The 14,523-nt window shown below is 73.6% G+C and carries 12 protein-coding genes; 8 read left to right on the top strand and 4 right to left on the bottom strand.

Annotated features, from left to right (window positions below; all coding sequences use genetic code 11):
- Positions 1 to 41: 41 nt before the first annotated feature.
- Positions 42 to 1,625, bottom strand: a complete 1,584-nt coding sequence (locus ACGF0D_RS04825; RefSeq protein WP_392913995.1) for a phosphonate degradation HD-domain oxygenase — start codon at positions 1,623 to 1,625, stop codon at positions 42 to 44.
- Positions 1,626 to 1,958: 333 nt separating this feature from the next.
- Here ACGF0D_RS04825 and ACGF0D_RS04820 point away from each other — a divergent pair, with 333 nt between their 5' ends.
- Entirely contained in the window at positions 1,959 to 3,596 is a 1,638-nt protein-coding gene (locus ACGF0D_RS04820) for an APC family permease (protein WP_392913994.1), read from the top strand.
- A 139-nt stretch (positions 3,597 to 3,735) separates the two neighbouring features.
- Here ACGF0D_RS04820 and ACGF0D_RS04815 read toward each other — a convergent pair whose 3' ends face one another.
- Positions 3,736 to 4,821 carry a pyridoxal-phosphate-dependent aminotransferase family protein gene (locus tag ACGF0D_RS04815; RefSeq protein WP_392878396.1) on the bottom strand — a complete coding sequence of 362 codons (1,086 nt, stop codon included), beginning with the start codon at positions 4,819 to 4,821 and terminating at the stop codon, positions 3,736 to 3,738.
- 93 nt (positions 4,822 to 4,914) lie between these two features.
- On the opposite strand from ACGF0D_RS04815, the gene ACGF0D_RS04810 reads away from it, so the two are divergent.
- The 7 genes from ACGF0D_RS04810 (at position 4,915) to ACGF0D_RS04780 (ending at position 12,644) form a co-directional block, all read left to right on the top strand.
- The gene (locus tag ACGF0D_RS04810) at positions 4,915 to 6,006 is read left to right on the top strand and encodes an amidohydrolase family protein (protein ID WP_392913993.1); all 1,092 of its coding nucleotides are present in this window, start codon (positions 4,915 to 4,917) and stop codon (positions 6,004 to 6,006) included.
- A gap of 185 nt (positions 6,007 to 6,191) precedes the next feature.
- Positions 6,192 to 6,869: a uracil-DNA glycosylase gene (locus tag ACGF0D_RS04805; protein WP_392878392.1), complete on the top strand. Its 678-nt coding sequence runs from the start codon at positions 6,192 to 6,194 to the stop codon at positions 6,867 to 6,869.
- A 154-nt stretch (positions 6,870 to 7,023) separates the two neighbouring features.
- Positions 7,024 to 8,049 carry an SCO1860 family LAETG-anchored protein gene (locus tag ACGF0D_RS04800; RefSeq protein WP_392913992.1) on the top strand — a complete coding sequence of 342 codons (1,026 nt, stop codon included), beginning with the start codon at positions 7,024 to 7,026 and terminating at the stop codon, positions 8,047 to 8,049.
- 244 nt (positions 8,050 to 8,293) lie between these two features.
- Positions 8,294 to 9,316: a glutamine synthetase gene (glnII, locus tag ACGF0D_RS04795; protein WP_392878388.1), complete on the top strand. Its 1,023-nt coding sequence runs from the start codon at positions 8,294 to 8,296 to the stop codon at positions 9,314 to 9,316.
- 341 nt (positions 9,317 to 9,657) lie between these two features.
- Positions 9,658 to 10,755, top strand: coding sequence for an LLM class flavin-dependent oxidoreductase (locus ACGF0D_RS04790; protein WP_392913991.1), 1,098 nt, complete (start codon positions 9,658 to 9,660; stop codon positions 10,753 to 10,755).
- A gap of 131 nt (positions 10,756 to 10,886) precedes the next feature.
- Entirely contained in the window at positions 10,887 to 11,480 is a 594-nt protein-coding gene (locus tag ACGF0D_RS04785) for a hypothetical protein (RefSeq protein ID WP_392878384.1), read from the top strand.
- Positions 11,481 to 11,576: 96 nt separating this feature from the next.
- The gene (locus tag ACGF0D_RS04780) at positions 11,577 to 12,644 is read left to right on the top strand and encodes a cobalamin-independent methionine synthase II family protein (RefSeq protein WP_392913990.1); all 1,068 of its coding nucleotides are present in this window, start codon (positions 11,577 to 11,579) and stop codon (positions 12,642 to 12,644) included.
- A 30-nt stretch (positions 12,645 to 12,674) separates the two neighbouring features.
- Here the strand turns inward: ACGF0D_RS04780 and cobC are convergent, their stop codons facing one another.
- Positions 12,675 to 13,721, bottom strand: coding sequence for an Rv2231c family pyridoxal phosphate-dependent protein CobC (cobC, locus tag ACGF0D_RS04775; RefSeq protein WP_392913989.1), 1,047 nt, complete (start codon positions 13,719 to 13,721; stop codon positions 12,675 to 12,677).
- Positions 13,718 to 14,290 (bottom strand): cobalamin biosynthesis protein, encoded by a 573-nt coding sequence (locus ACGF0D_RS04770; RefSeq protein ID WP_392913988.1) that lies wholly within the window; start codon positions 14,288 to 14,290, stop codon positions 13,718 to 13,720. Before ACGF0D_RS04770 ends, cobC begins: the two co-directional genes overlap by 4 nt.
- Between the last annotated feature and the right edge of the window lie 233 nt (positions 14,291 to 14,523).

The raw sequence follows: 14,523 nt of genomic DNA, 5'->3' as shown, positions 1-14,523 counted from the left end.
CGGCGGGCGGAGGTCGTGGCGACCTCGGCGTCCGGGCGTCCTCACCGCATGAGCGCGGCGAGCAGCGGGCGGTAGTGCTCGAAGCCCGGCGTCGGGGCGCCGGCCACCTTCGCCTGCTCGTCCCAGCGCCGCACCGCCACCGCGTCCCGGGCGCCCGGGAGTTCGGCGAAGGCGGCGGCCTGGCGCTCGTCCATCGGGCCGCCCTGCACGCTCAGCGTGTACTCGGAGGCCTCGGAGAGCTGCTCCCGGTAGCCGGGCTCGACCGCGCACAGGTAGCGCTTGGCGGCCACGTGCAGCCGGACCGGCTCGGTGACCTCCGGGCCGAACCAGCGGGCCAGCCAGTCGGCCCCGGAGTCGCTGTGCCGGTTGTCCTGACCCTCCATCAGGTCCCGCCCGTGCAGGGCGCCGTGGAAGTGTCCGATGTCGTGCAGCAGCGCGGCGGCGACCAGGTGCTCCGGCGCCCCGGCGGCCTCGGCGGCAGCGGCGGCCTGGAGCATGTGCTCGGCCATGGTGACCTCCTCGCCCAGGTACTCCCCGGCGCCCTCGCCCGCGAACAGCGCGGCGATCGCGTCCAGCGCGGCGGCGCGGCGGTGCAGCACGGCGAGGGTGCTGTTCAGCGAGTCGAGGTCGGCGTAGCAGCCCTGGAGGTGGCGGTGGCCGTCCTGCTGGAAGGCCGTCCGGGCGTGCATCAGACGGGTGTTGTCGAAGACCAGGCAGTCGCCGGGGCCGAGGCGGAAGGTCAGCTGGAGCTCGGGGCGCAGGGTGATCGCGGCGAAGCGGCGGTAGGCGGCGTAGAAGGCGTCCAGGTCCTTCGGGTCGTCGGCCCGGACGGTGCCGATCGAGCGGTTGTTGAACCTGACCTCGCGGATCCGGCCCCGCGGGTCCACGTCGATCAGCGGGCGGTCGGCGCGCAGTTCGGTGCGGCGGTCGCGGAAGACGAACGGGACGGGCGTGCGGGTGAGGACCTCGAACGCGTCCGGCGCCTCCTCCCGGAGGATGGCCGCGGCCTTGAAGCCGTCCACCAGTCCGGAGTCGCCGCCGGTCGCCGAGTTCTCCAGGCAGTGCAGCAGCTGGAGGGTGGGCACCGGGTCCCGGTACGGGTTGTCGGTGTGCGGGGCGATGGCGACGCTGGTGAAGGCCAGGTTGTTGGGGTCCGGCTCGACCCGGACGTCGAACAGCTCCCCGTAGTTGGTGACCCGGACGTACCCGAAGCTCTCCGCCACCCGCAGCACCTGCCGCTCGACGGCCGGCACCCCGCGCAGCACGGCGAAGCCGCTGTCCCGCACGGCGGCCAGCACCGCGGCCTGCTCGGCCGGGTCGGCCAGGTAGTCCTCCCAGCGCGCCCGCGGGATGCCGGGCGCGAAGTCCGCCGCCGTCCAGAGCCGCTTGCCCCGCTCGGTGCGCCCGTCGCCCTCGTCGGCCCGGTCCAGCCACTCCAGCGGGTAGCGGGAGCGGTGCCCGTCCGACCAGAGCACCTCCAGGTGCCCGTCGGCCTCGGTGCTCCCGGCGACGGCGAGGCCCTCGGGCAGGTCGTCGATCTGGAACAGCTTCTGCCCGTTGCGCGGGTCCCGGCACTCGGCGCACGGGCAGTTGTCGCGCAGCCAGTACGGCGGCAGTTCGGTCATCGGTCTTCTCCTCGGCGCACTACGGCTGTCGTGTCGGGGCAGTCGTGTCGGGGGTCTGGTCGGGTGAAGTTGTATAGCCAACTTCACGCCCTGTCCGGGAGCCTGCCTGCCTTCGGTGAGGTCCACGTGCCGGGCAGGTGAACGATGCGGGAACTGTGCCGGAGGTCGGCGCGGCGAGCATGTCGGCAGGTGCGTCGGCAGGTGCGGTGGCGGGTGGTCCGGCGAGTGGTTCCGGAGGGCTGTTCGAGTGAGGGGTGCGGGGCGCGGGGCGTTTCGGGGCGGGTGGGTGGGGACTGTCGGAGGAATTCCTCCTGCTTCGAGAGGCGATCGGCCATGGCCCATTCCTCCTCCAACCCGCCCGGCTCGGGGCACACCGCACTGCGGCGTGAGGTCGGCGTCATCGGACTGCTCTGGGCCTCGGTCGGGGCGATCATCGGCTCCGGCTGGCTGTTCGGGGCGCAGAAGGCGGCGGTGGCGGCCGGGCCCGCGGCGCTGCTGTCCTGGGGCATCGGCGCGGTCGCGATCGTCCTGCTGGCGATGGTGCACGCCGAGCTGGGCGGGCTGTTCCCGGTGGCGGGCGGTACGGCGCGCTACCCGCACTACGCCTTCGGCGGGTTCGCCGGGATGTCCTTCGGCTGGTTCACCTGGCTCCAGGCCTCCACCATCGCACCGATCGAGGTGCAGGCGATGATCAACTACGCCCAGCACTGGAGCTGGGCGGACGGCCTGCTGAACAAGAACCTGACGCTGACCGGCTGGGGGTTCGTCGTCGCGGCCGTCCTGCTCGGGGTCTTCGTCGCGGTCAACTTCCTCGGCGTGCGGCTGCTCGCCCACACCAACAGCGCGGCCACCGTCTGGAAGGTCGCCATCCCGGTGCTGACCATCTTCGCGCTCGGCATCAGCGAGTTCCACGGCTCCAACTTCGACGTCCACGGCTTCGCGCCGGACGGTGCCAAGGGCGTGCTCACGGCGATCAGCAGCAGTGGGGTGATCTTCGCGCTGCTCGGCTTCGAGCAGGCCATCCAGTGGGCGGGGGAGAGCCGCAACCCGCGCCGGGACATCCCGCGCGCGGTGCTCGGCTCGGTGGTGATCGGCACGGTCGTCTACGTGATGCTCCAGGTGGTGTTCATCGGCGCGCTGCCGCCGGAGACCTTCGCCCATGGCTGGAGCACGCTCGACTACCCCGGGATCAGCGGACCGTTCGCCGGCCTGGCGACCCTGATCGGGCTGGGCTGGCTGGCCACCGTGCTGTTCATCGACGCGGTCATCTCGCCGGCCGGCACCGGGCTCGTCTACATCACCTCCAGCTCCCGGGTCACCTACGGTCTGAGCCGCAACGGCTACGCGCCGCAGGTGCTGCAGTCCACCGACAAGCGCGCGGTGCCCTGGCTCGGCCTGCTGATCGCCTGGGTGGCCGGGGTGGTCTGCTTCCTGCCCTTCCCGAGCTGGCAGCGGCTGGTCGGGTTCATCACCTCGGCGGTGGTGCTGATGTACGCGGGCGCTCCGCTGGCCTTCGGGGTGCTGCGCAAGCGGCTGCCCGAGATGGAGCGCTCGTACCACCTGCCCGGCGGCGCGGTGGTCTCGCCGCTGGCCTTCGTGGTGGCCGGCCTGGTCATCTACTGGTCCGGTTGGGACACCCTGTGGCGCCTCGGTCTGGCGATCGTGATCGGCTACGTGCTGCTCGGCGGGTACTCCTGGTACGCGCGCTCGAAGGGGCTGCCGAACGCGCCCCGGATGGACTTCCGGGCCGGTCAGTGGCTGCCGGTCTACCTGGTCGGCATGGGCCTGATCTCCTGGCAGGGCACCTTCGGGGTGGGCTCGCGGGGGAACCTGCCGCTGTGGTGGGACATCGTCGTGGTGGTGGCGTTCTCGCTGGTCGTCTACTACTGGGCGCTGGCGATCGCGCTGCCGGCGGAGGAGATCGAGCGGAACATCCGGGGCGTCGAGGTGGTGGACACCAACGGGCACTGAGGTCCGCGAGAGGCGGCCGCGGGCACCGGAGCACACGGGCACCGGAGCCCGCGGGCACCGAGGCACACGGGCACCGGAGCGCGCGACAGACGGCCGAGGCCCCCGGAGGACGTCCTCCGGGGGCCTCGGCCGTACCGGGTCAGGCCCGGACGGTCACGTTCCAGGCGGCCTCGGCGGCGGCCAGGGCGGGCGCCGGGTCGGCGTCCGTCGCGTCCGCGAGGGCCGACAGGCAGGCCCGGACGGTGTCCAGGGCGGCCGCCTGCCCGTAGTGGTTGACCCGCAGCATCGAGCCGGCCAGCGCGCCGCCGCCCGGCTGGACGGGCAGGGCCGGGTCGAGGCGGGCGGCGAGGGCCGTCGCGTCGACGCCGTCCTGGGTGCGCAGGGTGGTGGCGACCGGGGCCGCGTGGGCGTCCTCGACGACGTACGGGGCCAGCGTGCCGAGCGCGCGGACGCCGGCCCGGGTGGCGGCGGAGGCGGCGCGGTGGCGGGCGATCACGGCGGGCAGGCCGTCGGCGGCGATCCGGTCCAGGCAGGCGCCGAGCGCGAGCATCTCCAGCTGGGCCGGGGCGTGCGGCAGGACGGCGCGGCCGGCGTCCGTCCAGCGCTCCTTCCAGTCGAGCAGCGACAGGTAGGAGCGGCGCGGGGCGGCCGGGTTGGCGGCGATCCGCTCCCAGGCGCGCTCGGAGACGGACACGGCGGAGACCCCGGCCGGGCCGCCCATCGCCTTCTGGCCGCCGATGACGCACAGGTCGACGCCCCACTCGTCGGTGAGCAGCGGCTCGGCGGCGACGGAGGCCACCGCGTCGAGCATCAGCAGCGCGCCGTGCTCGCGGACCACGGCGCCGATCCCGGCGACCGGGTTGGTGTTGCCGGTGGCGGCCTCGGCGTGCACCAGGGAGACGAAGTCGATCTCCGGGTGGGCCTCCAGGGCCGCGGCCACCTGCTCGGCGCTCACCGCGCTGTCGAAGGGCACGGCCAGGTCGACGACCTTCGCGCCGCAGGAGCGCAGCCAGTTGCCGAAGGTCTGCCCGTACGGGCCGGTGACGATGTTGAGGGCGGTCGAGCCGGGGTGCGCGGCGCCGCGGATCGCGGCCTCCAGGGGGAGGAGCGCCTCGCCCTGGGTGACGATCACGTCGGCCTCGGTGTGCAGCAGCGCGGCCACCTGGTCCTCGATCGCCGCGAACCCGGCGGCGCTGAGCGGGGGCAGGTCGAGGAAGGGGCTCACGTCTTTTTCGCCTTTCGCGGGGGTGGGGTGCGGAAACGAGTCTGCCGCATCATGACTGCTTACACGGAACCCGCCCGTCGGTAGAGTGCGGCCATGAGTGATGGCGCGGTGCTGCACGTGCGGGGTCGGGTGCTGGTCGGTCCCGAGGACGTCCGGGACGAACTCTGGGTGGTGGACGGCCGGGTGAGCCTCACCCGCCCGCCGACCGCCGAGGACGTGCGGACGGTGACCGGCTGGGTGCTGCCCGGCCTGGTGGACGCGCACTGCCACGTCGGGCTGGACGCGCACGGCGCGGTGGACGCCGAGACCAGCGAGAAGCAGGCGCTCACCGACCGGGACGCCGGCACCCTGCTGATCCGCGACGCCGGCTCGGCCGCCGACACCCGGTGGATCGACGAGCGCGAGGACCTGCCCCGGATCATCCGGGCCGGCCGGCACATCGCCCGCACCCGCCGCTACATCCGCAACTACGCGCACGAGATCGAGCCCGGCGACCTGGCCGCCTACGTCCGGGCCGAGGCCCGCCGCGGGGACGGCTGGGTGAAGCTGGTCGGCGACTGGATCGACCGCGAGCGCGGCGACCTCGCCGCCTGCTGGCCCGGCGACGCGCTGGCCGAGGCGATCGCGGCGGCGCACCAGGAGGGCGCCCGGGTCACCGCGCACTGCTTCTCCGCCGAGTCGCTGCCGGACCTGCTGGCGGCCGGGATCGACTGCGTCGAGCACGCCACCGGGCTGACCGAGGAGCTGATCCCGGCCTTCGCCGAGCGCGGGGTGGCGATCGTGCCGACCCTGGTCAACATCGCCACCTTCCCGGACCTCGCGGCCGGCGGCGAGGCCAAGTTCCCGGCCTGGGCGGCGCACATGCGGCGGCTGCACGAGCGCCGGTACGACACCGTCGGCGCCGCGCACGACGCGGGCATCCCGGTGTTCGTCGGGACGGACGCGGGCGGCTCGCTGGCGCACGGGCTGGTCGCGGACGAGGTGGCGGAGCTGGTGAAGGCGGGGCTGAGCCCGGCCGAGGCGCTGTCGGCGGCGAGCTGGGGCGCGCGCGAGTGGCTGGGGCGGCCCGGGCTGGAGGAGGGCGCGCCGGCGGACTTCGTGGTGTACGCGCAGGACCCGCGGGCGGACGTCCGGGTGCTCGCGGCCCCGCGGCTGGTGGTGCTGCGGGGACGGCCGGTCGGGTAGTCGCGCGAGGTTGCTGCGAGGGCCCGGCGGGACGGTCGTGCGGGCCGGTACGTACCGTCGTGCGGGTTCGTCCGTACCGTCGTGCGCGCTGGTCCGGGCCGTCGCGCCGGCCTTCCATGGCGGCCCTTCGATCGCATGATCATCCGCTGAAAGCCCTGTCGGTGTAGGCCGATAGGGTGGCGACCATGGCACCGCGTCCACTGAACGAGATCGTCGAGCCCGGCTGGGCCACCGCCCTGGAACCCGTCGCCGGACGGGTCGCCGAGATGGGCGACTTCCTGCGCGCCGAACTGGCCGCAGGCCGCACCTACCTGCCCTCCGGCCCGAACGTGCTGCGGGCCTTCCAGCAGCCCTTCGCCGACGTGCGGGTGCTGATCGTCGGGCAGGACCCGTACCCGACCCCCGGCCACGCCGTCGGGCTGAGCTTCTCGGTGGCGCCGGAGGTGCGGCCGATCCCGGCGAGCCTGATCAACATCTACCGGGAGTACGGCACCGACCTGGGGCTGCCGCAGCCCACCAACGGGGACCTCACCCCGTGGACGCGGCAGGGCGTGCTGCTGCTCAACCGGGTGCTCACCGTCCAGCCGCGCAAGAGCGGCCAGCACCGCGGCAAGGGCTGGGAGGCCGTCACCGAGCAGGCGATCCGGGCGCTGGTGGCGCGCGGCGGCCCGCTGGTGGCGATCCTCTGGGGGAGCGACGCCCGCAACCTGCGCCCGCTGCTGGGCAACGTCCCGTCGGTGGAGTCGGTCCACCCCAGCCCGATGTCGGCCGACCGCGGCTTCTTCGGCTCGCGGCCGTTCAGCCGGGCCAACGAGCTGCTGGTGCGGCAGGGGGCTCAGCCGGTGGACTGGCGGCTGCCGTAGCAGACCGGCCGTAGCGGACCGGCCCTAGCAGAGTCGAGTCAGCGCAGAACGCCAATCTCACTCCAACGAGTGAAATGACTTTCTGTGTTACTCATGTGACGGATTGTTCGAGAAGACTGGCGGCTCATCGTTTCATCTGTGTGGGGGTATCGCCATGTCTTCTCGCCGAATCGTTTCCGCCGCCGCGGCCACCGCCGTGGTGGCGAGCACGCTGCTCACCGCCGGGCCCGTCCGGGCGGCCGAGCCCGCCCCGTCGCCCGGCAAGGCGCGCGCCGTCACCGCCGAACTCGACCTGGACGTCAGCCTGTTGAACAAGGCCGTGGACATCCCGGTGAACATCGCGCTGAACAAGGTGGAGTCGCCGGCCCAGCGAGGGGGGTCCCCCCAGCCGGAGGCTGGGGGAGGGTCGGTCCTGACGGCCACCGTGGCCGGGGTCGACCAGACCGGCCCGGTCGAGCTGGTCAAGGCCGACATCGGCAAGTCGGTGACCAGGGTCGACGCCAAGGGCGCCAGCGCCTCCGTCAAGCTGGTCAACGCCGACGTGCACGCCCCCGGCCTGCCCGTCACCGCGCTGCTCGGCCTGGAGGCGATGAGCGCCGAGGCGACCTGTCCGGTGGACGGGCAGCCCACCGCCGACGTGGTCGCGCCGGTCAGGCTCAGCGTGCTCGGCAAGCCGGTCACCGTCGGCCTCTACGGGCCGACCAAGGTGGACGTGCCGCTGATCGGCAGCGTCTCGGTGGAGTTCTCCAAGAAGACCGTGACGACGACCACCGCCGCCGCCTCCGCGCTGGAGGTGCAGGTGGAGGTGAACCCGCTCAACCTGAACGTCGCCAAGGTCACCGGGAAGGTCACCGTCGCCTCGGTGAGCTGCGAGAAGCCCTCCTCGCCGGCGGCCGGCCAGGCCACTCCGTCCGGCCAGACCACTCCGGCCGTACCCTCCGGCCAGGCCACCGGCGGCGGCGCGCCCGCCGCCCAGCCGGTCGCCGACACCACCGCCTCCCGCACCGCCGTCCCGCAGGCCGCGGTCGAGAAGACGGAGAAGGCGGAGAGGCTGGCCGCCACCGGCGGCAGCAGCGCCACCGGCCCGCTCGCCGCGGGGGCCGCCGCCCTGGTCGCGGGCGGGGCGGCCGCGCTGTGGGCCACCCGGCGCCGCCGCGCCGCGCACGCCCGCCGTCACTGACCACGGCGGTCGCCCACGACCGCATCCGTCGTCACCGACGACACAGGTGCCGTCACCGACGACACAGGTGCCGTCACCGACGGCACCCGGAACGGCGGGAGTGCCGCCCGCGGCACTCCCGCACCGTGACGGTGTCAATGCGGACGGTTGGTTCACATGCGCGTTACACGAGAGGAACAACCGGGAAACGGCGGCTTGCAACGCTACGCGGGCACCCACCACCCAGCAATGCGAGGGACACGACGTGGCAATCAAGGCCGAGTACATCTGGATCGACGGCACCAAGCCGACCGCGAAGCTCCGTTCCAAGACTCGCGTCCTGCCCAACGCCGACAAGATCCCCACCTGGGGCTTCGACGGTTCCTCGACCAGCCAGGCCGAGGGCCACGCCTCGGACCGCGTGCTGGACCCGGTGCGCGTGACGCCGGACCCGATCCGCGGCGGCGACCACATCCTGGTCCTCTGCGAGGTCCTGGAGACGGACGGCACCCCGCACGTCTCCAACACCCGCGCCCTGCTGCGCGAGGTCGCCGAGAAGTACGCCGCGCAGGAGTCGATCTTCGGCATCGAGCAGGAGTACACCTTCTTCAAGGGCTCCCGCCCGCTCGGCTTCCCGGAGGGTGGCTACCCGGCCCCGCAGGGCGGCTACTACTGCGGCGTCGGCGCCGAGGAGGTCTTCGGCCGCGAGATCGTCGAGCTGCACCTGGACCGCTGCATCGACGCCGGCCTGGCCATCTGCGGCATCAACGCCGAGGTCATGCCCGGCCAGTGGGAGTTCCAGATCGGCCCGGTCGACGCGCTGACCGCCTCGGACGACATGTGGATCGCCCGCTACCTGCTCTACCGCACCGCCGAGGAGTTCGGCATCGACGCCACCCTGGACGCCAAGCCGGCCCGCGGTGACTGGAACGGCGCGGGTGCCCACACCAACTTCTCCACCAAGGCGATGCGTGAGGGCTACGACGCCATCATCACCGCCTGCGAGTCGCTCGGCGCCTCCCAGGAGAAGGTGCTGGAGCACGTCAACCAGTACGGTGACGACATCCAGTCCCGCCTCACCGGCAAGCACGAGACCGCCCCGTGGAACGTCTACAGCTACGGCGTCTCCGACCGCGGCGCCTCGGTGCGCATCCCGTGGCAGGTCGAGGTGGACAAGAAGGGCTACATCGAGGACCGCCGCCCGAACGCGAACGTCGACCCCTACGTCGTCACCCGCCTCCTGATCAACACCTGCTGCGAGGCCCTGGAGAAGGCCGGCCAGGTCTGATCCACCCGCCCCACCCGGGCACCCGCACCACACCCCGCAGGCCCCCTCCCGGTGCAGGAGGGGGCCTGCGGGCGTTCCGTCGCGTGCGTGGCCCTCGGGACGGGTGGTGGTGTCCGGGGCGGACGGCGGGCCTTGATCGGGTGGTGGTGCCGGGGGCGGACGGTGGGCCTTGATCGGGTGGGGGAGTTCGCGGAGAATCGGGCCGTGACTGCTTCGGACCGGCCCCTCCTCGTGCGCAGGCTGCACGTGGATCTGGGGCGGGTGTGGGCGGACGGGTGTCGTGGTCGGTGGGTTCCGTGAACCGACCTCAGGCAGTACCGGCCCCAGGAGTGTGTCCGTCCATGGCTCTCACCTTCCACTGGTTCCTCCCCACCAACGGCGACAGTCGGCTGATCGTCGGCGGCGGGCACGGCTCCACGCCCGGCGCGGCCGGGTCGGACCGGCCGCCGAGCATCGGCTACCTCGGCCAGATCGCCCGCAGCGCCGAGCAGTTGGGCTTCGAGGGGGTGCTGACGCCGACCGGGGCCTGGTGCGAGGACGCCTGGCTGACCACCGCGATGCTGAGCCAGGTGACCGAGCGGCTGAAGTACCTGGTGGCCTTCCGGCCCGGGCAGATCAGCCCGACGCTGGCCGCGCAGATGGCCGCGACCTACCAACGGCACACCGGCGGGCGGCTGTTGCTCAACGTGGTGACCGGCGGGGAGTCCGCCGAGCAGCGTGCCTACGGGGACTTCCTGGACAAGGACGCCCGGTACGCCAGGACCGGGGAGTTCCTGGACGTCACCCGGCGGCTCTGGGCGGGGGAGACGGTCGACCACCACGGCCCCCACCTGCGGGTCGAGGGGGCGCGGCTGAACCGGCTGCCGGACCCGGTGCCGGCGGTGTACTTCGGCGGTTCCTCCCCGGCCGCCGGCGAGGTCGCGGCCCGGTTCGCGGACGTCTACCTGACCTGGGGCGAACCGCCCACCCAGGTCCGCGAGAAGATCCGCTGGATCCGCGAACTGGCCACCGCCCGCGGCCGGACCGTCCGGTTCGGCATCCGGCTGCACGTGATCACCCGGGACACCGCCGCGCAGGCCTGGGCGGAGACCGAACGGCTGCTCGCCGCGATGGACCCGCGCCGGGTGCGGGAGACCCAACGGGCGCTCGCCGAGAGCGAGTCGGAGGGGCAGCGGCGGATGCTCGCGCTGCACGGCGGCTCGGCGCAGCGGCTGGAGGTGCACCCCGGCCTGTGGGCCGGCATCGGGCTGCTGCGCGGCGGCGCGGGGACGGCGCTGGTGGGCAGCCACCGCGAGGTCGCGGACCTGATCTGCGAGTACCACGGCCTGGGTATCGACGAGTTCGTGCTGAGCGGGATGCCGCACCTGGAGGAGGCGTACTGGTTCGGTGAGGGCGTGCTCCCGCTGCTCGCCGCCCGCAACCTCTGGAGCCGCCCGTAGCTCCTGGGTCCACCCGTAACTCCTGGGTCCACCCGTGGCCTCTGGAGCCGCCCGCGACTCCTGGTGCGGGAACCCGATCGTGACCGGCAAATCGCTGGTCAAGCGCCCCTGCCGGATCGAGAATTCATGGCATGACCCAGCAGCCCCTGCTCCTCCTCGACGTGGACGGACCGCTCAACCCCTATGCCGCGCCGAAGCGGAGGCCCGAGGGCTACGCCACCCACCGCCTGCGCCCCTCCTGGTGGGTGGCGAAGCAGGAGTACCTGGCGGCGGTCCAGGCCCGGCAGGCGACGCGCGCCAAGCACGCCAAGCCGCCGGCCGTCCGGGTCAAGCCGCTGCGGGTCTGGCTCAACCCCTCGCACGGCGAGGAGCTGCTGGCGCTGCCGTACGAACTGGTGTGGGCCACCGGGTGGATGGGTGAGGCGAACACCCACATAGGCCCGCACATCGGCCTGCCCGAACTCCCGTACATCCGCTGGTCCGACCTGTTCGGTACGGATCCGGGCGGGCTGCACTGGAAGACCAGGGACGTGGTCGCCTGGGCCGCCGGGCGCCCGTTCGTCTGGGTGGACGACGAGCTCGGCCCGCAGGACGAGGAGTGGATCGCCGCCCACCACCCGGGTCCGGCGCTCGCCCTGCACGTCAACCCCCGGATCGGCCTGCTGGCCGACGACTTCGCCAGGCTGCGGGAGTGGGCGGAGGGTCGCGCTGTTCCGGGGGCGTGAACCATTGGGGGGTGGGCGCGCAGGGCGTGAATGATCCGGTGGAGTGCGCCGTGCGCCCCGTTGTGCACGTCGCACCGCGCTTTCTAACGTCCCATCATGACCATTTCCACGGAGCCCATCGGCAGCATCCCGCGGCCGAACACCCTGCTGAACGCCCTGGCCGAGCACGCCGAAGGGCGCCTGTCCGACGCCGACCTGAAGAAGCTGCAGGACGAGGCCACCGCCGACACCCTGGCCAGGCTCGCGGAACTCGGCTGCCCCGTCCTGGTGGACGGCGAGCAGGCGAAGCCCAGCTTCGTCACGTACCCCCTCGCCGGGCTCACCGCCCTCGACGGGGACGGCGCCGTCATCCCCTTCGCCGACGGGCACACCCGGCAGCTGCCACGGCTGACCGCCGGGCCCTTCCGGTACCGGGTCCGCGCCGAGAGCTACCTGCGCGAGGCCCTCCGCCACACCTCGCAGCCCGTCAAGCAGGCCGTCATCGCGCCCTCGGCGCTCAGCCTGCTCTACCCGGCCGACGGCATCGACGGCTACTCGCGCGAGGACTTCCTGAAGGACCTGGCCGACGAGGCCGAGGCCGACATCAGGGGCTGCCTGGACGCGGGCGCCCACGTCGTCCAACTCGACTTCACCGAGGGGCGGTTGTCGCTCAAGCTGGACCCGTCGGGCGGTCTGCTGGACGACTTCGTGGCCCTCAACAACCGGGTGCTCGACCGGTTCACCGAGGAGGAGCGGGCCCGCCTCGGCGTGCACACCTGCCCGGGCGGGGACCAGGACTCCACCCACAGCCTGGACGTCGACTACGCCGAGCTGCTGCCGAAGCTCTTCCGACTGAAGGTCGGCAACTTCTACGTGCAGCTGGCGAGCGAGGCCGATCCCGACCGCGTTCTCGCCGTCATCGCGGAGCAACTCCGCCCCGGGATCCGGGTGTTCGTCGGGGTGACCGACCCGATCGACCCCAGGGTGGAGACCCCGGAGGAGGTGCGCGACCGCGTGCTGGCCGCGGCCCGGCACATCCCGGTCGACCAGCTCGGCACCACCGACGACTGCGGGTTCTCGCCGTTCGCCGACGACACCTCCACCGCGCGTGAGACCGCCTTCGCCAAGATCGCGGCGCGGGTGCGGGGCACCGCCCTGGCGGCGGAGGCGCTCGGGCTCCGGTAGGGGTTCCTGTTCGGCCGTCCCCTCTGGCGGTCAGGCCGAACGGAGCACGGCCTCAAGGGCGTTGAGGAAGCGGTCGGTGGTCGCCTCGTCCCGGACGGCGATCCGCAGCCACTCCTCGCCCAGCCCCGGGAAGGTGTCCCCGCGCCGGACGGCGAAACCGTGCTCGCGCAGCCGCTGCCGGACGGCGGCCGCCTCCGGCAGTCGCACCAGGACGAAGGAGGCGGCCGGTTCGCCGTACAGCCGCACCGAGCGGAAGGCGGCCAGGCCCTTCACCAAGTGGTCGCGCCGGAGCGCCAGTTCGGCCGCCGCCCGGTCCGCCTCGGCGAGCGCCGCCGGGCCGCTGCACACCTCGGCGGCGGCCAGCGCCGGGGTGGACACCGGCCAGAGCGGCTGGGCGGCGGCGAGGTCGGCGATCAGTGGCGCGGGCCCGAGCACATAGCCGATCCGCAGTCCGGCCAGGCCCCAGGTCTTGGTGAGGCTGCGCAGCACGACGACCCGGCCGGGCAGGTCCCGGACGGAGGCGAGGGACTCCCGCTCGCCCGGGACGGTGTCCATGAACGCCTCGTCCACCACCAGGGTGCGCCCCGGCCGGGCCAGTGCGGCGACGGCCTCGGCGGGGTGCAGCACGGAGGTCGGGTTGGTCGGGTTGCCGAGGACGACCAGGTCCGCCTCCTCGGGGACGGCGCCCAGCCGGAAACCGTCCTCGGGGGAGAGCAGCACCCGGTGCACCCGGTGTCCGGCGTCCCGTAGCGCCGCCTCCGGCTCGGTGAACTGCGGGTGGACCACGGTGATGTGACTGGGCGTCAGAGTTCTGGCCAGCAGGACGAAGGCCTCCGCGGCCCCCGCGGTGAGCAGCACCTCCTCGACCGGGCGGGCGTGCCGGGCGGCCACCGCGGTGCGCGCGCTGCTCTGGTCGGGGTAGGCGGCGAGGTCGCCGAGGGTGGCCGCGAGGTGCTCGCGCAGCCAGGCCGGGGGAGTGCCGGTGCGGACGTTGACGGCGAGGTCGACCAGGCCGAGCCCGTCGGCGCGTACCTCGGCGTCGCCGTGGTGGCGCAGGTCGGGTTCGGGGGTGGTCACGTGGGGTCTCCTTGCGGGGTGGTGCCGGTGGTGCCGGTGGTGCCGGTGGTGCGGGTGGGGCTCGTCGTGCGGGGTGGCGCGGGGTGGGGCTCGTACGGGCCGGGAGGTGCGGCGGGCGGCGTGACGGGCGGTGCGACCTGCGCGACCGGCGCGGCGGGCCCGTCCGGTGCCGCGGCCCGGGCGATCGCGACCGTGGCCCGCGCCGACTTCCGCTTGGTGACCAGGAGCCGGCCGCCCGGAGCGCTCGCCAGCGCCGCCGCCTCGGCCACGCTCGCGGTGCCGACGGCCGTACCGACCGCGGCGGAGGGGTTCGGCACCGGCACGCCCGCCAGGGCCTCGGGCGGGTGCTCGTCCACCGGCACCCCGCCGAGGCGGTCGGCCGTCCAGCGCACCGCCGGGTGGTCCGCCCTGCCCGTCACGGTCGCCAGCCGGGCCACCGCGGAGCGGTCCAGCCCGGCCTCCCGGAGGGTGTCCGTCAACAGTCGCAGCACCTCGGTCCGCTCGGCGCCGCTGCTCGCGCCGATCCCGACCACCAGGGTGCGCGGGACGACGGCGACCGGTCCGCTCACGTGCCGCACCCCTTCGTCCCGAACTCCGGTGATCCCACCACGCCCGGCCGGAACGGGTCAATCGTGGCGGGTGTGACGTCGGACGCCAGGTCCGGCGCTGTGCCGGGCGCCGTGCCCGACGCCGTGCCCGCCGCCGCCGGTCCGCCCCGGGGCCGCCGCGCGGCAGCTGTTCGTCTGTTCTTCACTTGTGTTGTGGGGTACACGACACTGCGGCGCTCGTACTGTTCTCGGCG

The sequence above is a fragment of the Kitasatospora sp. NPDC048298 genome (assembly GCF_043201465.1).
In the GTDB taxonomy this organism is placed as follows: Bacteria; Actinomycetota; Actinomycetes; order Streptomycetales; family Streptomycetaceae; genus Kitasatospora.
This window is presented reverse-complemented; position numbering and strand designations above follow the sequence as displayed.